The 17,428-nt window shown below is 69.6% G+C and carries 13 protein-coding genes; 7 read left to right on the top strand and 6 right to left on the bottom strand.

The window, feature by feature from the left end:
- Window positions 1-336: 336 nt before the first annotated feature.
- Window positions 337-1,548, bottom strand: a complete 1,212-nt coding sequence (locus tag ACFV6H_RS13705; protein ID WP_384786214.1) for a pyridoxal phosphate-dependent aminotransferase — start codon at window positions 1,546-1,548, stop codon at window positions 337-339.
- 86 nt (window positions 1,549-1,634) lie between these two features.
- Here ACFV6H_RS13705 and ACFV6H_RS13710 point away from each other — a divergent pair, with 86 nt between their 5' ends.
- The 3 genes from ACFV6H_RS13710 to ACFV6H_RS13720 all read left to right on the top strand — a co-directional run bounded on the left by ACFV6H_RS13710 (window position 1,635) and on the right by ACFV6H_RS13720 (window position 5,729).
- Entirely contained in the window at window positions 1,635-2,291 is a 657-nt protein-coding gene (locus ACFV6H_RS13710) for a winged helix-turn-helix transcriptional regulator (protein ID WP_385541342.1), read from the top strand.
- Window positions 2,292-2,438: 147 nt separating this feature from the next.
- A complete protein-coding gene (locus ACFV6H_RS13715; protein ID WP_385541616.1) occupies window positions 2,439-4,985 on the top strand; it encodes a SpoIIE family protein phosphatase in 2,547 nt (848 codons plus the stop codon).
- Window positions 4,986-5,090: 105 nt separating this feature from the next.
- Entirely contained in the window at window positions 5,091-5,729 is a 639-nt protein-coding gene (locus tag ACFV6H_RS13720) for a uridine kinase (protein WP_385541344.1), read from the top strand.
- Window positions 5,730-5,816: 87 nt separating this feature from the next.
- On the opposite strand, the gene ACFV6H_RS13725 is transcribed toward ACFV6H_RS13720, so the two are convergent.
- The 5 genes from ACFV6H_RS13725 to ACFV6H_RS13745 all read right to left on the bottom strand — a co-directional run bounded on the left by ACFV6H_RS13725 (window position 5,817) and on the right by ACFV6H_RS13745 (window position 10,843).
- Window positions 5,817-6,734, bottom strand: coding sequence for a carbohydrate kinase family protein (locus ACFV6H_RS13725; RefSeq protein ID WP_385541346.1), 918 nt, complete (start codon window positions 6,732-6,734; stop codon window positions 5,817-5,819).
- On the bottom strand, window positions 6,731-7,654 hold the full coding sequence (locus tag ACFV6H_RS13730) for a pseudouridine-5'-phosphate glycosidase (protein WP_385541348.1): 924 nt from the start codon (window positions 7,652-7,654) through the stop codon (window positions 6,731-6,733). Before ACFV6H_RS13730 ends, ACFV6H_RS13725 begins: the two co-directional genes overlap by 4 nt.
- A gap of 171 nt (window positions 7,655-7,825) precedes the next feature.
- Window positions 7,826-9,055 (bottom strand): formaldehyde dehydrogenase, glutathione-independent, encoded by a 1,230-nt coding sequence (gene fdhA / locus ACFV6H_RS13735; RefSeq protein WP_093595005.1) that lies wholly within the window; start codon window positions 9,053-9,055, stop codon window positions 7,826-7,828.
- 285 nt (window positions 9,056-9,340) lie between these two features.
- Entirely contained in the window at window positions 9,341-9,898 is a 558-nt protein-coding gene (locus ACFV6H_RS13740; protein ID WP_385541350.1) for a methylated-DNA--[protein]-cysteine S-methyltransferase, read from the bottom strand.
- A 36-nt stretch (window positions 9,899-9,934) separates the two neighbouring features.
- A complete protein-coding gene (locus ACFV6H_RS13745) occupies window positions 9,935-10,843 on the bottom strand; it encodes a glycerophosphodiester phosphodiesterase (protein ID WP_385541618.1) in 909 nt (302 codons plus the stop codon).
- Window positions 10,844-11,195: 352 nt separating this feature from the next.
- On the opposite strand from ACFV6H_RS13745, the gene ACFV6H_RS13750 reads away from it, so the two are divergent.
- From ACFV6H_RS13750 to ACFV6H_RS13765, 4 genes are all read left to right on the top strand, one after another.
- On the top strand, window positions 11,196-12,143 hold the full coding sequence (locus ACFV6H_RS13750) for an MHYT domain-containing protein (protein WP_385541352.1): 948 nt from the start codon (window positions 11,196-11,198) through the stop codon (window positions 12,141-12,143).
- 62 nt (window positions 12,144-12,205) lie between these two features.
- Window positions 12,206-14,347, top strand: coding sequence for an excinuclease ABC subunit UvrB (gene uvrB / locus ACFV6H_RS13755; RefSeq protein ID WP_385541354.1), 2,142 nt, complete (start codon window positions 12,206-12,208; stop codon window positions 14,345-14,347).
- A gap of 185 nt (window positions 14,348-14,532) precedes the next feature.
- Window positions 14,533-15,099: a TerD family protein gene (locus ACFV6H_RS13760; protein WP_066950473.1), complete on the top strand. Its 567-nt coding sequence runs from the start codon at window positions 14,533-14,535 to the stop codon at window positions 15,097-15,099.
- 252 nt (window positions 15,100-15,351) lie between these two features.
- On the top strand, window positions 15,352-17,370 hold the full coding sequence (locus ACFV6H_RS13765; RefSeq protein ID WP_385541620.1) for a TerD family protein: 2,019 nt from the start codon (window positions 15,352-15,354) through the stop codon (window positions 17,368-17,370).
- Window positions 17,371-17,428: the final 58 nt, after the last annotated feature.

The raw sequence follows: 17,428 nt of genomic DNA on the forward strand, positions 1-17,428 counted from the left end.
CCCGCGGCACATCCGTAGCAGGATGGACGGGCCGCGGTAGCCCAATCGGCAGAGGCAGACCGCGATCAATCTCAGACTATTGCTCCAGACTCAGCATTGGCCGCCGATCGCCGGATCGATCGGACCCAGGCCCTGGGACGTCGAAGTGCCGGTTCAAGTCCGGCCCGTGCAGCTCGATGCGCGGTGGTCCAATGGCAGGACGCGGCGACATTACGACTGACCTGGGTTCTCAAGTGTGCCGGCGTGCGACATGGGTGGCATCACAGGGCTCGGGGGCCGGCTACGCCCCCGGGTCCGCTCCTCCTCCTACTCTTTCCTGCTCTTTTGAGCCCCCCCTCACTGGCGGTATCCGCTCAGAAAGCGGCCGATGCGGCTGATCGCCGCGTCGAGGTCGTCCGCGTACGGCAGAGTCAGAATCCTGAAGTGGTCGGTGCGCGGCCAGTTGAAGCCCGTCCCCTGGACGACCTGGATCTTCTCGCGCAGCAGCAGGTCCAGTACGAATCGCTCGTCGTCATGGATCTTGTGCACCTTCGGGTCGAGCCGAGGGAAGGCGTACAGCGCGCCCTTCGGCTTGACGCAGGAGACGCCCGGAATCTCGTTCAGCTTCTCCCAGGCGCGATTGCGCTGCTCATGGAGTCTGCCGCCCGGAGCCGTCAGCTCGCGGATGGACTGCCGGCCGCCGAGCGCGGCCTGAATGGCGTACTGCGCGGGCGCGTTGGGGCACAGCCGCATCGACGCGAGCATCGTGAGCCCCTCCAGATAGCTGCGCGCGTGCTGCTTGGGCCCGCTGACGACGAGCCAGCCGGAACGGAAGCCCGCCACCCGGTAGGTCTTCGAGAGCCCGCTGAAGGTGAGGACGACCAGATCGGGAGCGAGGGCCGCGGCGGTGTGGTGGACCGCGTCGTCATAGACGATCTGATCGTAGATCTCGTCCGCGAACACCATGAGCTGATGACGGCGGGCGAGATCCAGCATCCCTTCGACCATCTCCCGTGGATAGACCGCCCCGGTGGGATTGTTGGGATTGATGATCACAACGGCCTTGGTGCGGTCGGTGATCTTCGCGGCCAGATCGTCGAGATCCGGATACCAGTCCGCGGACTCGTCGCAGAGATAGTGCACGGGACGGCCGCCGGCCAGAGTCGTGACGGCGGTCCAGAGCGGGAAGTCGGGCGCCGGGATGAGGACTTCGTCGCCGTCCTCCAGCAGCGCCTGGACGGCCATCGAGACCAGCTCGGAGACTCCGTTCCCCAGGAAGATGTCATCGACGGTGACATCCGGCAGACCCAGCGTCTGATACCGCTGGGCGACGGCACGGCGCGCCGAGAGTATGCCGCGCGAGTCCGTGTACCCATGGGCCTGGGGGAGCATCCGGATCATGTCCTGGAGGATCTCCTCCGGCGCCTCGAACCCGAAGAGCGCGGGATTGCCGGTGTTGAGGCGCAGGACGCTGTGGCCCGCCTCCTCCAGTGCGTCGGCGTGCTCGATCACCGGGCCGCGGATCTCGTAGCAGACCTCGCTCAGTTTGCTCGACTGCCGGAATTCCATGCGGTGGCCTCCCAGACCTTGTTGCGATACTTGGTTTTACCAAGTGCGAGCTTGGAAAGTCCAACAACATGTCTAGACTGCGCCACATGTCACGTCGCCGAAGTTACGACCAGTACTGCGCCACCGCCCGTGCCCTTGATGCCGTGGGTGACCGCTGGACCCTGCTGATCGTCCGTGAACTCCTCGCCGGGCCCCGTCGTTACACCGATCTGCACGCCGATCTGCCCGGCGTCAGTACGGATGTGCTCGCGTCCCGGCTCAAGGACATGGAGCGCGACGAACTGGCCACGCGCCGCAGACTGCCGCCGCCGTCCGCCGCGTATGTGTATGAACTCACCGAGCGCGGGCGTGGGTTGCTGCCGGTCCTCACGGCCCTCGCGGAGTGGGGCGCTCCGGCGCTGGAGGAGCGCAGGCCCACCGACGCCGTACGGGCGCACTGGTTCGCCGTGCCGCTGCTGCCGGTGCTCGACGGCCTGTCGGGGCCGGGCGGCGCAGACGGGTACGGACAGGAGGGCGTGGTGGAAGTCCGGCTGGACGAAGGAGCGTTCCATATACGGCTCGGTGTGGGCGATCCGGTGTACGGCGACGGTCCGGCGGAGAGCCCGGACGCCCGTCTGGTCCTCGACGTCGATACCTGCCGCGCGTTGAGCGGAGGCGAGCTGACGGTCGGGGACGGAGTGCGGGACGGGCGTATCGAGGTGTCGGGCGAGGGAGCGCTGGCCAAGGTGCTGCGCGGCGAGTGAAACCTCCTTCGTTGCACCCTTAACGCGTTCTTAATGTATTTCTCAATACTTTGAGAGAAAGTGGGGTTAAATGACTCTATTTGTCACCCGGTGTCATACTTGATGATGTCCGTGTTCCCTGACGGTCCGAGGGTGAGATGAATGGCCATGATTCGGCCGGACACCGAGCACGAGGAACAGTCCGTCCGATCGAATGTCTTCGTGGACGAGTCGTCCACGGCGAAGGCCGCTGTCGATGCCCAGGGCATGGTGACGCGGTGGAGTGAGGGAGCCCGCAGGCTGCTGGGTTACGCGCCTGCCGAGGTCGTGGGACGGCCCGTGGCCGGGCTGTTCGCCGACGCGGAGACCGCGGAGTCGGCCGCGCGGGCGGCGGAGGAGGCGCGGCGGAGCCCGGAGGCGCTGGGCAGATGGAGCGGTACGGTCACGCTGCTGCACCGGGACGGTGAGCAGGTGGACGTACCACTGCTGGCGCATCTACGGACAACGCCTGATCTCCAGGCTTCCACCGACACCGACACCTCCACCGGCACCGAGGCCCCCGAGGCCTCCGCCGCGAGCCGTGCCGACGCCGAGTGGCTCCTCGTCTCTCCGCTCTCCCGTCCCCCGCCGTGCACCGAGGACGGCGAGCTGATCGAGGAGTTCTTCGTCCAGTCCCCGTGCAAGATGGCGATCTACGACACCCATCTGCGGCTGCGCTGCGCGAACGAGGACATGGAGCGCCTGCTGGGCCTGGCCGAGGACGACGTACGCGGACTGCGGCTGCCGGAGATCGTGCCCGGCCCGGAGTCCGAGAACACCGAGCGTCATATGCGGCTGGCGCTGGAGACCGGCGTACCGCGGCAGCTCGCGTACTCCCTGCGCATGGTGGGCCATGAACACGAACTCGCCTGGTCGCTCTCCATCTCGCCGCTCCGGGACCATGAGGAGCGGGTGCGAGGTGTGATGGTGGCGACACACGACGTGACCTCGCAGCACACGGCCCGGCAGCGGCTGCTTCTGGTCAACGAGGCCAGCGTCCGTATCGGCAGCACCCTCGACATCGGCCGTACCGCGCAGGAGCTCACCGACGTGTCCGTCCCGGTCCTGGCCGATTTCGTGACCGTGGATCTGATCCCCACGGTCAATGAGGGCGGCGAGCCGCCGTCAGGACCGTTGACCGGCCGGGTCACGCTGCGCCGCGCCGCGTGCAGCTCGGTCTTCGAGGGTGTTCCCGAGTCCGTGGTCCCGGTGGGTGAGACGGATGTCTACTCCGACTACTCACCCGCCGCCGAGAGCCTGCTCACCGCGCGCGGAGTCGTGAGCAGGATGACGGAGCCCGCCACCAACCGCTGGAGGATCCAGGCACCCGAGCGGGCCGCCAAGGCGCGCGAGTTCGGCTTCCACTCGATGATGGCCGTTCCTCTGCGCGCCCGCGGAACCACTCTCGGTGTGGCGACCTTCACCCGGCACCGGCGTCCCGAGTCCTTCGAACAGGAGGATCTGCTCCTCGCCGAGGAGATCACGGCCAGGGCCGCCGTCTGCATCGACAACGCCCGCCGCTTCACCCACGAACGTGAAACGGCACTGACTCTCCAGCGCAGCCTGCTGCCCAGGAAACTGCCCGAGAACGCGGCGGCCGAGGTCGCCTTCCGCTATCTCCCCGCCGACACCAGGGCCGGAGTGGGAGGCGACTGGTTCGATGTGATCCCGCTGTCCAGCTCCCGGGTCGCCCTGGTCGTGGGCGATGTCGTCGGCCATGGCCTCCAGGCGTCGGCCACGATGGGCCGGCTGCGGACGGCGGTGCGTACGCTGGCCGATGTCGATCTGCCGCCCGACGAACTGCTCACCCATCTCGACGACCTCGTCAACCATCTCGCCACCGAAGCGGCGAGCGGCCAGGTCGTGGGCGCGCCCATAACGGCGGAATCCGCCGGGGACGTCGGTGCCACCTGTCTGTATGCGGTCTACGATCCGGTCTCCCGGCACTGCTCGCTGGCCCGCGCGGGACATCCCCAGCCCGCGGTGGTCAGTCCCGACGGAGCCGTCGAATTCCTCGACCTGCCCGCGGGACCGCCGCTCGGGCTGGGCAATCTGCCCTTCGAGAGCGTCGATGTGGATCTGGCGGAAGGCAGCATTCTCGCCCTCTACACCAACGGTCTGATCGAGAGGCGCGAGCGCGGCATCGACGAGACGCTGGCCGCGCTGAGCGAGGCCCTGTCCCAGCCCACCGCGCCTCTGGAGGAGATCTGCGACAGCGTGCTCAAGGCGCTGCTCCCGCCTCACCCGGCCGACGATGTAGCGCTGCTCCTCGCCCGTACGCACGCGCTCGACGCGAACCAGGTGGTCACCTGGGAGCTGAACTGCGACCCGGCCGTGGTCAGCGAGGCACGGGGCGAGGTTTCGGCCCAGCTCGCCGACTGGGGCCTCGACGAGGCCGTCTTCACCACGGAGCTGGTGGTCAGCGAACTCGTCACCAACGCCATCCGGTACGCCGAGGCGCCCATCCAGCTCCGGCTGATCCATGACCGCAGCCTCATCTGCGAGGTCTCCGACGGCAGCAACACCGCGCCGCATCTGCGCCGTGCCCGTGTCTTCGACGAGGGAGGCCGCGGACTGCTGCTGGTGGCCCAGCTCACCCAGAGCTGGGGCACGCGCCAGGGCGTCGGCGGAAAGACGATCTGGGCGGAGCAGAGCCTTCCGGTCATGGGTCTGTGAGTCACCGGTCATGGATCTGAGCCACGGGTGGGTGAGTCATAGGCCTGGGTTACGGGCCTGTGAGCCGCCGTCTGAACGGCTGAACGCCTGAACGATGATGAACGGGTGCGACTCGAAGCGATCACCTGGGACCGGCTGACCGAGGCCCTCGCCGAGCGGATCCTGGAGACGGAGCCGGCGGACGGCGGGCCCTGGTTGCGCGTGGCTGTCGACGGAGCGCCTGCCGCCGGAACCGCCGGACCGGCCGAGGCGCTCGCCGAGGCGTTGCGGATACGCGGCCGGTCGGTGCTGGTCGTCGGTACCGCCGGCTTTCTGCGCCCGGCCTCGCTGCGGTACGAGTACGGGCGCGAGGACCCCGACACGTACTACAGCGGCTGGTTCGACACCGGCGCCCTCTGGCGCGAGGTGTTCGGACCTCTGGAACCGGGCGGCAGCGGGCGGGTCCTGCCCGATCTCTGGGACCCGGCCACCGACCGGGCGACGCGCAGCCCGCACCGTCGACTCGCGCCCGGCGGTGTGCTGGTGCTGCACGGGCCGCTGCTGCTGGGGCACTGGTTCCCGTTCGACCTCACGGTGCATCTGCGGCTCTCACCGGGCGCGCTCCGGCGCCGTACCGACGCGGGCGAACTCTGGACGCTGCCCGCCTTCGCGCGGTACGAGGACGAGGTGGACCCGGCCGCGGTCGCCGATGTGGTCGTACGGGCCGACGATCCCAGGCATCCGGCCTGGGGCGGGCTGGGCTGACGGCGACTGACCGGCGAGCGGGCGCCACGACCGTATGGACGTACTGGCTTTCACGCGTCCCGGCCCGTGTGCCGACGACGGCCGTGGCTACGGTCCGTCCGGTGGTCGTCCGCCCACCGTCGTCACCGCGCGTGCTCCCGCCCGGCAGCCCGCAGCGGCGGCCCGCACGAGGTCCGCGCCCGTCAGCCGCGCCGCCAGGAACGCGCCCGTGAAGGCGTCGCCCGCTCCCGTCGAGTCCACGGCGCGCGCCGGGACGGGTGGTACATGGGCACGGACGGCGCCCGCCTCCGCCACCAGAGCGCCGTCCCTGCCCAGCGTGACCACCGCCACCGGCACCCGCCTGCTCAGCTCGGCGGCGGCGTCCGCCGGATCCGTCAGTCCGGTCAGGAGCCTGGCCTCGTCCACGTTGGGCAGCAGCGTCTCCACGCCCTCCACCGCCGCCAGAAAACGGTCCGCGCCCAGCTCCTCGATAAAGCCGGCCGAGGCGGGATCCACGCTCACCGGAATCCTCCGCTCCAGGGCCGCCGCCATCGCGAGGGCGGCGAGCCGTCGGCTCACCTCGGTGAAGAAGAGATAGCCGGAGAGATGCAGCCGTCCGATCCCGTCGAGGAGGGACGGTGACCAGTCGGCGGGTGACAGCCGCAGCGTCGCGCCGCTGTCGGTGAGAAGTGTGCGCTCCGCGGAGGCGTCGACCAGGCATATCACCGTGGCGGTCGGCACCTTGTCATCGATGACGAGATGTGCCCGTACCCCTGCCCGTCGCAGCCGCTCCGCATGCCAGTCATGGGCGTCTGCACCCACCCGCGCCAGCAGCCTTACGTCCGCGCACCCGCTGTGGACGGCCCAGCAGGCCGCGTTGGCCCCGGCGCCGCCGGGCAGCGTACGGATCTCGGCGGCCGTGTCCGTACCGTGCGCGAGAGGTGTGCGGTACCGCGCCACCACATCGGTCACCACGTCCCCGACCACCAGCAGCGCGCCGCCGCCGGGCAGAGCGCTGTGGTTCACCGGGCCGAGGCGATCCGCGCCACGGCGATCCGGGCCGCGAGCCGTACGTTGCCGCGTACCGCCGCCAGATTGGCCTCCAGGGAGGCGCCCGCGGTCTGCCGCATGAGATGGTCCAGCAGGAACGGAGTGACGGCCTGGCCGCCGATCCCGCGCTCATGACACTCGGTGAGCGCCTCCGCGAGCACCCGGTCGTGCAGCGCCGGATCGAGCTGTTCCGCCTCCGGTACGGGATTGGCGACGATCAGCGCCGACTCGGGACCGCCCAGCGCGTCCTGTGCGCGCATCACGGCCGCGACCTCCTCGGGCGAATGGACCGTCCAGTCGACCGGCTCGCCGGAAGAGGCCAGATAGAAGCCGGGGAAACGTTCCGTCCCGTAGCCCAGGATGCTGACGCCCAGCGTCTCCAGCCGCTGGAGCGTCGCCGGGACGTCCAGGATCGATTTGACGCCCGCGCAGACGACCGTGATCCGGGTCCTGGCCAGCAGTGCCAGATCGGCCGACTCGTCCTGGGTCTCGGTCCAGCCGCGGTGGACTCCGCCCAGACCGCCCGTAGCGAAGATCCGGATCCCGGCCCTCGCGGCGAGAAACGCGGTGGCGGACACGGTCGTCGCACCGCTGGCGCCCGCCGCGATCGCCGGTGCCAGATCACGGTGGCCCAGCTTCCGTACGGACGTGTCCTCGGCGATCCGTTCCAACTGGTCCTTGACCAAGCCCACATGAGGCACGCCGTCCAGCACGGCCACGGTCGCGGGCACGGCGCCGCCGGCCCGCACCAGCGCCTCCAGCTCCTCCGCGACCGCCAGATTGCGCGGGCGCGGCAGTCCATGCGCGATGATCGTGGACTCCAGGGCGACCACGGGACGGCCCGCGGCGAGCGCCTCCCGCACCTCGGGGGAGTGCTGCGATGTGATGTCTGGCATGTACCCATCCATGGCACGTCCGGGGCCCGCGCAAACGTCGGCCACGGAATCGTGGACCTGGTACGGAATCGCCGGCCGGCGGGAAAGCCGGTCGGCGATCGTGTCCGGAATCGCGTCCGCGCGGGACGGTCGGATCCGGCCTGTGACCTCAGCCGTATGACACCTGCGGCATCAGGCGGCCTTCACTCCGTCCAGTGCGCCGTGCGGATTGAACACATACTTGCGGCTCGCTCCCTGGTCGAACTCCGCGTATCCGCGCGTCGCGTCGTCCAGCGAGATCACCGTGGCGTTGACCGCCTTCGCGATATGCACCTTGTCGTGCAGGATCGCCTCCGAGAGGCCTCGGTGGTACTTCATCACCGGGCACTGACCGGTCGTGAACTCATGGCTCTTCGCCCAGCCGAGGCCCAGCCGTACCTTCAGCGTGCCGGACTTGGCGTCCTGGTCGACACCGCGCGGGTCCTCGGTGACATACAGCCCCGGGATACCCAGCTTGCCGCCCGCCCTGACGATGTTCATCAGGGAGTTGAGGACGGTTGCCGGTGCCTCGTCGGTGTCCTTGCCGTAGGCGCGCGCCTCGAAGCCGACCGCGTCGACCGCCGAGTCGACCTCCGGCACACCCAGGATCTGGGCTATGTGGTCCTCCAGCGAACCCAGCGTCAGATCGACGGTCTCACAGCCGAAGCTGCGGGCCTGGTCCAGCCGTTGGGTGTTGAGGTCGCCGACGATGACGACCGACGCGCCGAGGAGCTGCGCCGAAGCCGCGGCCGCCAGTCCGACGGGTCCCGCGCCCGCGATGTACACCGTGGAGCCGACCTCCGTGCCCGCGGTCACGGCACCGTGGAAGCCGGTCGGGAAGATGTCCGAGAGCATCGTCAGATCGAGGAGCTTCTCGCGTGCCGCGTCCCGGTCGGGGAACTTGAGCAGATTGAAGTCCGCGTACGGCACCATGACGTACTCCGCCTGGCCACCGACCCAGCCGCCCATGTCGACATAGCCGTATGCCGCGCCCGGACGGGCCGGATTGACGTTCAGACAGATTCCGGTCTTGCGCTCCTTGCAGTTCCGGCAGCGCCCGCAGGCGATGTTGAAGGGCACCGAGACGATGTCACCGGTGTCGATGAACTCGACATCGGGTCCCTTCTCGATGACCTCGCCGGTGATCTCGTGACCGAGGATCAGACCTTCGGGGGCCGTTGTACGGCCTCGTACCATGTGCTGGTCGCTGCCGCATATGTTGGTGGCGAGGACCTTGAGGATGACTCCGTGCCGGCACTTGCGGCCGACATTGGCGGGAGCCACTCCCGGCCCGTCGCGAAGTTCGAGCACTGGGTAGTCGGTTTCCCTGACTTCCACCTCGCCCGGCTTGATGTATGCGACCGCCTTGTTTCCTCCGCTCATGCTGACTCGCCGTCCCTTCGGTTCTGCTTGTCCAGCGGATGACTCGGCCTGTGCGCGGGTCATGGAGTCCGCTACCGCTCAGGCGGTCCGGCCACGGTGTGTGCGGACACGGAAATCCGCCCGGTCGGCGGGGCCGGACGTACTGCGCCTCGCACGGTTTCCGCCGGGCTGTACGCGCGGTGGTGCTCCACAAATCAGCCTAAGCCCGGCAGGGAAAGCGGACAAGTGACGGTAAAGTCGTACAATTCTCGCTCTCTCGCCCGGGCTCAGAACAGCCGCCCGGGCTCAGAACAGCGGCGCCGGGAGCACACCCTCCAGGGCCAGCAACTGTCGCTTGGTCTCCAGCCCGCCGCCGAAACCGCCGAGCCCGCCGTCGCTCTCCACCACCCGGTGACACGGCACCACCACCGGCAGCGGATTGGAGCCCATCGCCACGCCGACCGCCTGCGCGGCGCCCGGCTGGCCCACCCGGCGTGCCAGCTCGCCGTACCCCACCACGGCTCCGTACGGGACACCCGTCGCCAGCTCGCGCAGCACCTGCCGGTTGAAGCCTCCGGAGAGCGACCAGTCCAGCGGCAGCCCGAACTCCCGCAGCTCGCCCGCGAAATACGCCGACAGCTCACGTATCGCCTCTGCCAGCAGGCCCGACGACGATTCGGCCGGCTCGACGCCGAGCCGGTCCCTGAGCTGTCTCAGCGCCCTCTCCCGTACCGGCCCGTCGGCGTGGAAGACCACGCTCACCAGACCATGGCCGGTCGCGGCCAGCAGCAGCGGCCCGATGTCGCTGCCCACGACGGTCCACTCCAGCGAGGACTGCCCGTAAGTGTTCATGCGGGTGTTCATGTCGACCACCGTAAGGGCCACCACTGACAGCGGGCCTCAGCCCACCGCGTCCCGCACTACGTCCGGGTTGTTGGTGATGATCCCGTCCACACCGAGGTCCCTGACCCGCACCGCGCCCGCCGCGTCGTTGACCGTCCAGGTGCTGACCGTGAGCGGCTTGCCGTGCGGGCCCTTCAGCCGGTGCACGGCGGCCACATAGCCGGCGGTCAGCGAGGTGTACGACGGATTGATCTGGTCCGTGAAGGCGGCGTACGCGGGCAGCTCGGCCGCCGCCGGTGTGCCGAGGAAGCCCGTCGTGATCTCGGGGCGCCGCTGGTGGACCGTACGGACGCTGTCCGCGCTGAAGCTCTGGATGACCAGCTTCTCCTCGACATGGGCGCGGTCCAGCCAGCCCTCCTGGCGGAGCACCCGCAGGATGTCCTTCTCGATGCCCGGATACTGCTCGGGGCCCTTGATCTCCAGGAGCAGCTTCTGACGGTTGGCGTCGACGGTGTTCAGGAACTGCTTCAGCGTTGGTACGCGCTCGCCCGCCCACCGCGCGCCGAACCAGCTTCCCGCGTCCAGCCGCGCGATCTCGGCGGCGGTGAAGTCCTTGACCTTCCACGGCGCCCGGTCGGGAAAGACCTTCTCGACGTCCGTGGTCCGCCGGAGAGTGTCGTCGTGGATCACGACCAGAGCGCCGTCCCTGGTGCGCTGCACATCGTTCTCCACCCAGTCGATGCCCAGGTCACCGGCCCGGTCGACGGCCGCCAGGGTGTTCTCCGGCGCGTACGCCGAGGCACCGCGGTGCGCGATGACGAGCGGGCCGCCGGCCCTGGGCGCGTCAGCGGTGGCGGCGGCAGCGGTAGAGGCGGCTGAAGTGGCGGTGGCAGTGGCCGTAGCGGTGGCAGTGGCGGCGCGGGCCTCGGCCGGACCGGCGGAGGCCGTGGCGGCGCCCGGCAGCATGAGCGCGGTGACTCCCAGCAGCGCGGTGGCCGTGGTCGACGAGGTGCGCGTCGCCGCCGAAGTGCGCGCGTACACATGGACTCCTCGCGTCGCGGGAAGACGGTCGGCCCCGAGGGTGGCAGCCTCCGGCCAACGGAGGACGGGCGAAGGTTGGCCACAACATGAAGCCACACCCCGAGACAGGCATACCGGACCGCGAGGCCGTGCCGCTCCGTGTCGCCGCATGTCGGCTTCATATCGGCTTCATATCGACAAATCGTCCGGTGCCTGTTTGATTACCGGGCCGGCCGTCCTACTCTCGCCCCGAACCAGCGCTTCCGTACATGGGGCCGAGGGGCGAAGGGCACACCGTATGCAGGGCACCGTCGAAGGATTCAGCTATGGCCTCGTCACTCCCGTGGCGGCCTTTCTCATGGCCTGTCTCGGGGCGGCACTCGGCCTGCGCTGCACCGCGAGATCCCTGCGCACCAGGCGGCCCTGGAAACCGGGCGGGCTGGCGCTGGGCGCGGCCTCGATCGGCTCCGGCGTCTGGACGATGCACTTCATCGGCATGATGGGCTTCGCCGTCACCGAGGCGCCGATCGGCTACGACCGGTTCACGACCTTCGCCAGCCTTGTCGTCGGGATCGTCATGACCGGGATCGGGATCTTCATAGTGGGATATCGCGGCTCGACCCCGATGGCCCTGGTCACCGGCGGTACGGTCACCGGCCTCGGCATCGCCACCATGCACTATCTCGGCATGGCCGGCGTACGGCTGCACGGACAGGTCACCTACGACACCGGGACGGTCGCGCTCTCCGTACTGATCGCCGTCGCCGCGTCCGTGGCCGGGCTCTGGGTGATCGCCACGCACCGAGGATTTTCGGCCAGTCTGGGCGCCAGTCTGGTGCTGGGTGTCGCGTCGACCGGAATGCACTTCACGGCGATGGCCGGAGTCGAGGTCCATCTCGACGGAACCACCACCGCGCCGGGCGGCGCGCCGGCCACCGAGCTGCTCGTGCCGATGCTGATCGGCCCTGCGGTCTTTCTGCTGCTGGCGGGCGTGGCGCTGTTCTTCGATCCGCTGCTGGTGACGGGCGGGCGCGGCCGGGACATGGACCGTCACGAGGGCCACCTGCGATCCGCCCGGCCCGCCCGGTCCGCGGGGGCCACGCGCGGGCTCTGCGGGTCCCGTGGGCTGGGCGGTGTGCCCGCGCAGCGGACCCGGCTCCGCGCGGACCGGGACCGCCGTGAGGAGGCCGACCGTACGGCCGCCAGAGCGCCGCGCAGCGGCCCGCAGGACCTGCACGACTGGTGACCGGCCGGTGATCCGGTGTCGCCCGGCGCCCGGCTGTCAGTGGGTGGTCGTACGGTGGTTCCATGCGGCCCGTTTCCAGCATCGAACGTACGGTGGCGCCCTTCGAGGTCGTCAGTCCCTACCAGCCCAGCGGCGATCAGCCGACGGCCATCGCCGATCTCGAACGGCGTGTCCGCGCCGGTGAGAAGGATGTCGTCCTGCTCGGCGCGACCGGCACGGGAAAGTCGGCGACGACCGCCTGGATGATCGAGAAGCTTCAGCGCCCCACGCTGGTGATGGCGCCGAACAAGACGCTCGCCGCCCAGCTCGCCAACGAGTTCCGCGAGCTGCTGCCCAACAACGCCGTCGAGTACTTCGTCTCGTACTACGACTACTACCAGCCCGAGGCGTACGTCCCGCAGTCGGACACCTATATCGAGAAGGACTCCTCGATCAACGAGGAGGTCGAGCGGCTGCGCCACTCCGCGACGAACTCGCTGCTGACCAGGCGCGATGTGATCGTGGTCGCCTCGGTCTCCTGCATCTACGGTCTCGGTACGCCCCAGGAGTACGTGGACCGGATGGTGCCGCTGAAGGTCGGCGCCGAGACCGACCGGGACCAGCTCCTGCGCCGCTTCGTGGACATGCAGTACACGCGCAATGACGTGGCGTTCGCGCGCGGCACCTTCCGGGTCCGGGGCGACACCATCGAGATCTTCCCGGTCTACGAGGAGCTGGCCGTCCGTATCGAGATGTTCGGCGACGAGATCGAGGCGCTCTCCACGCTGCATCCGCTCACCGGCGAGGTCATCAGCGACGACCGCGAGCTGTACGTCTTCCCCGCGAGCCACTATGTGGCCGGTCCCGAGCGTATGGAGAAGGCGGTCAACGGCATCGAGCGGGAGCTGGAGGAGCGTCTGGCCGAGCTGGACAAGCAGGGCAAGCTCCTGGAGTCCCAGCGGCTGCGTATGCGCACGACGTACGACATCGAGATGATGCGGCAGATCGGTTCCTGCTCCGGGATCGAGAACTACTCGATGCACTTCGACGACCGCTCGCCGGGCACCGCGCCCAACACCCTCATCGACTACTTCCCCGAGGACTTCCTGCTGGTCATTGACGAGTCACATGTCACGGTGCCGCAGATCGGTGCGATGTACGAGGGCGACGCGTCCCGTAAGCGGACCCTGGTCGAGCATGGTTTCCGGCTGCCGTCCGCGCTCGACAACCGCCCGCTGAAGTGGGAGGAGTTCCAGCAGCGGATCGACCAGACCGTCTATCTCTCCGCCACGCCCGGCACCTATGAGCTGTCCCGCTCCGACGGGTTCGTGGAGCAGATCATCCGGCCCACCGGGCTGATCGACCCGGAGGTCGTCGTCAAGCCCACCGAGGGCCAGATCGACGACCTGGTGCACGAGATCCGTGAGCGGACCGCGAAGGACGAGCGTGTCCTGGTGACCACGCTCACCAAGAAGATGGCCGAGGATCTCACCGACTACTTCCTGGAGCTGGGCATCCAGGTGCGGTATCTGCACAGCGATGTGGACACCCTGCGCCGTGTCGAGCTGCTGCGCGAGCTGCGCTCCGGGGAGTACGACGTCCTCGTCGGAATCAACCTCCTCCGTGAGGGCCTCGACCTCCCGGAGGTCTCGCTGGTGGCGATCCTCGACGCCGACAAGGAGGGCTTCCTGCGCTCCGGCACCTCGCTGATCCAGACCATCGGCCGGGCCGCGCGCAATGTCTCCGGCCAGGTCCATATGTACGCGGACAAGATCACTCCGGCGATGGAGAAGGCCATCGACGAGACCAACCGCCGCCGCGAGAAGCAGATCGCGTACAACACCGAGCGCGGTATCGATCCCCAGCCGCTCCGCAAGAAGATCAACGACATCGTCGCGACCATCGCGCGCGAGGAGATCGACACCGAGGCGCTGCTCGGCACGGGCTACCGGCAGTCGAAGGACGGCCGGTCGCCCAAGGCCGCCGTGCCCACGCTCGGTACGAAGACCGCCAAGGCAGCCAAGGGCGCCAAGGGCGCGGGTGCGAAGACCGCGGTGCTCTCCGACCGTCCCGCCGCCGAACTGGCCGGAATCATCGAGGAGATGACCGACCGTATGCGGGCCGCGGCGGCAGAGCTCCAGTTCGAGGTGGCCGCCCGGCTGCGCGACGAAGTGAGTGAACTGAAGAAGGAATTGCGGCAGATGAGGGAGGCGGGGCTGGCCTGACACCCCGGAACACCTGGTGTGTTGCAAGACCGACACAAAAACGGTCCAAGCCTCCTGCACCGCCCGCGCGACTGCGTAGGGTGCTGCGCAACCGCATACGGACGGTTGCGGGGGAACCATTCGAGAGGGGACAGCGCGTGGTGGACGTATCCAAGGGCAGTGCGCCCGGGGGCCCTGGCGTCAATCTGACCAAGGGACAGGCCATCAGCCTGGAGAAGAAGGGCGGCGGCACGCTGACCGCGGTCCGCATGGGGCTCGGCTGGCAGGCCGCGCCGCGCCGGGGCCTGTTCGGCTCCCGCACCCGTGAGATCGACCTGGACGCGTCGGCGGTGCTCTTCGCCGACAAGCAGCCGGTCGACGTGGTCTTCTTCCGTCATCTCGTCAGTGACGACGGCTCGGTGCGGCACACCGGTGACAATCTGGTCGGCGGCGCGGGACAGGGCGGCGACGACGAGGCGATCCTGGTCGACCTCCAGCGGGTCCCGGTCCATATCGACCAGATCGTCTTCACGGTGAACTCGTTCACCGGCCAGACGTTCCAGGAGGTGCAGAACGCCTTCTGCCGCATCGTGGACGAGACCAACGGCCAGGAGCTGGCGCGCTACACGCTGGACGGCGGTGGCCAGTACACCGCGCAGATCATGGCGAAGGTGCACCGCGCGGGCGCGGGCTGGCAGATGACGGCCCTCGGCAACCCGGCCAACGGCCGTACGTTCCAGGACCTGATGCCGGCGATCCTGCCGCATCTCTGAGTACGGCGAAGCAGGACGACGAGTACGACGGCGTCAGCACCACGACGGCGCCGGCACCACTCCAGCACCACGGCGAACGCACCTGTATGACACGGCGTTTCGCCGGCACGCGCAGCTCCCGGAAGTCAGGTCGCCGGGAGCTGCGCGGCTGCCGTGGACCCGTACGGCACCACCCGTACAAGCACCACCCGACCACCCGTAGCTGAATCCACAGCTGAACAACGACGCGTGACCGACGAGGGGACAGAGGCGATGACGGCCGAGCTGGTCCGGGGGCAGAACCATCCCTTGCCCCACACCCGCCTGGAGATCCGGGTGACGGCCGGCGCACCGGTCATGGCCTGCGCCACGCTCGGCGACGCACAGGGCGCGGTGCGCGGCACCGAGTGGATCGCCCATCCCGGCTCGCCCACGCTTCCTGGTATCGAGGTGTCCCGCCAGGCCGCTTCGGGGCTGCGCTTCCATATCGATCTGGAGGCAGTGCCCGAGCAGGCGCATCTCGTGCATGTGCTGCTCGCCCTGCCCGAGGGCGTCGGCGGACCGGACCGGTTCGGCGCCACCGCGGCTCCGTTCGCCGCCGTCACCTCCACCGACGGCACCGAGGTCGCCAGCTTCACCCTCACCGGTCTGGACGCCGAGTCCGCCGTCGTCGCCCTGGAGCTCTACCGCCGTCAGGGCGCCTGGAAGGTCCGGGCCGTCGGCCAGGGATACGCGGGAGGGCTCGCCGAGCTGTTCGGCGACCACGGTCTGCCGCAGGCCCGCGCCTTCGCCGGCGGTATCCAGGAGGCGGTCGCCCGCCATCTGGCAAGTACGGTGCAGATCCCGCTGCCCGGCGCCCAGGACGGTGTACGGGTCAGGCCCGACAGCCTGTCCTCGTCGGCCACGCCCGGTCCGGCCGCCCAGCCGGGACCGGCGGGAGCGGCCACCCAGAGCAGCTCCACCGTCCCGCAGGCCGGCCCGGCGGCTTCCGGCGGGACGGCGGCGGCTTCCGGCACGACGGCCGCTTCCGGTGGTACGAGCGGTACGGGCGCCACCGGTGGCGCCGGAGGAGCCGTCAACTACACGCATCCCGGGCGCCGGACCTCCGCGCCACCGACGCCGCCTCCGGCCGCGCCGCCCGCCGAACCGGGCCGGCAGCCCCGTCCCGTCGCGGGCGATGCCACGGGCTGGTCCATGGACGAGCGGCTCTACAACCAGGTCTGGGGCATGTTCGAGGATCTGGCCCGCGCGGTCGCCGCGTACCGCAGCGCGATCGACTTCGCCGAGTCCCGGCTCGACCAGGAGCTGGACCGCGTCCTGTCCGATCCCCGTAACCGCATCGGCGGAGCGGGCGAGGCGGCACGGGAGGCGGCCCGCGCCAAGCACGATCAGCTCGCCGCCCAGGCGCGTGAGGTCCTCGACCGCGATCTCGCCCAGCTCGTCGCCGAGTCCGAGGTCGTCGAACCGGCCCTGCCGGCCGCGTACGCCCGCTGGGACAATCCGGTCTGGCACGCGTACCGCGTACCGATGGAGATCCCGATGGCGCTGCGCCTGGGCGATGTCCATCTGCCCGAGCGCCCGGACCTGCGGATCCCGATGCTGGTGCGGCTGCCGCTGGAGCGCGGGCTGTGGGTCGACAGCGGCCGGTCCGGCTCCGAGGCCGCCCTGATGATGGACGAGGCGCAGCTCCGCGGGCTCGCCCTGGACACCGCCGTCGCTCATGCCGGGCGGCTGCTCGCGGTCTATCCGCCCGGTGAGTTCACGGTCCATGTCATCGACCCGGCCGGTTCCGCGGCCCGTTCGCTGGCGCCGCTGACCGCCTCCGGCGCGCTGGCGGGACCGCCCGCCGCCGGTGCCGCGGGAGTGGCCGCCGTCCTCGCGAAGCTGACCGAGCGGGTGGATCTGGTGCAGATGGCGGTGCGCGGCGGCGCCGCCGAGTCGCTGCCGCCCGGTCTGGACACCGCCGAACAGCTACTGATCGTCAATGACTTCCCGCACGGCTTCGACGACCGCGCGGTGACGCAGCTCCGCTATCTCGCCGACGAGGGTCCGTCGGTCGGCGTGCATCTGCTGATGGTCGCGGACCGCGAGGACGCGAGCGCGTACGGACCGGTGCTGGATCCGCTCTGGCGCTCCCTGCTCCGGATCACTCCGGTCCCCGACGACCATCTCGCCGATCCCTGGGTCGGCCACGCCTGGACGTACGAGCCTCCCACCGTGCCTCCGGGCAGCCGCGTGCTCTTCCAGGTCCTGGAACAGGTGGCCATCGCCCGTCGCTCCTGGCGCCGCTGAGCGGCGCACACCGGCGCACGACGGCGCGCACCCGGCTGAGCTGCACACTTCCAGCTCC

The sequence above is a fragment of the Streptomyces sp. NPDC059743 genome (assembly GCF_042732975.1).
Lineage (GTDB): Bacteria > Actinomycetota > Actinomycetes > Streptomycetales > Streptomycetaceae > Streptomyces.

What these genes read in the sequence shown, in the direction of transcription:
- ACFV6H_RS13705 (WP_384786214.1), bottom strand. Translation starts at nt 1,548, where the DNA reads ATGGAATTCCGGCAGTCGAGCAAACTGAGCGAGGTCTGCTACGAGATC.
- ACFV6H_RS13710 (WP_385541342.1), top strand. Translation starts at nt 1,635, where the DNA reads ATGTCACGTCGCCGAAGTTACGACCAGTACTGCGCCACCGCCCGTGCC.
- ACFV6H_RS13715 (WP_385541616.1), top strand. Translation starts at nt 2,439, where the DNA reads ATGATTCGGCCGGACACCGAGCACGAGGAACAGTCCGTCCGATCGAAT.
- ACFV6H_RS13730 (WP_385541348.1), bottom strand. Translation starts at nt 7,654, where the DNA reads ATGCCAGACATCACATCGCAGCACTCCCCCGAGGTGCGGGAGGCGCTC.
- fdhA (WP_093595005.1), bottom strand. Translation starts at nt 9,055, where the DNA reads ATGAGCGGAGGAAACAAGGCGGTCGCATACATCAAGCCGGGCGAGGTG.
- ACFV6H_RS13740 (WP_385541350.1), bottom strand. Translation starts at nt 9,898, where the DNA reads ATGAACACCCGCATGAACACTTACGGGCAGTCCTCGCTGGAGTGGACC.
- ACFV6H_RS13745 (WP_385541618.1), bottom strand. Translation starts at nt 10,843, where the DNA reads ATGCTGCCGGGCGCCGCCACGGCCTCCGCCGGTCCGGCCGAGGCCCGC.
- ACFV6H_RS13750 (WP_385541352.1), top strand. Translation starts at nt 11,196, where the DNA reads ATGCAGGGCACCGTCGAAGGATTCAGCTATGGCCTCGTCACTCCCGTG.
- uvrB (WP_385541354.1), top strand. Translation starts at nt 12,206, where the DNA reads ATGCGGCCCGTTTCCAGCATCGAACGTACGGTGGCGCCCTTCGAGGTC.
- ACFV6H_RS13765 (WP_385541620.1), top strand. Translation starts at nt 15,352, where the DNA reads ATGACGGCCGAGCTGGTCCGGGGGCAGAACCATCCCTTGCCCCACACC.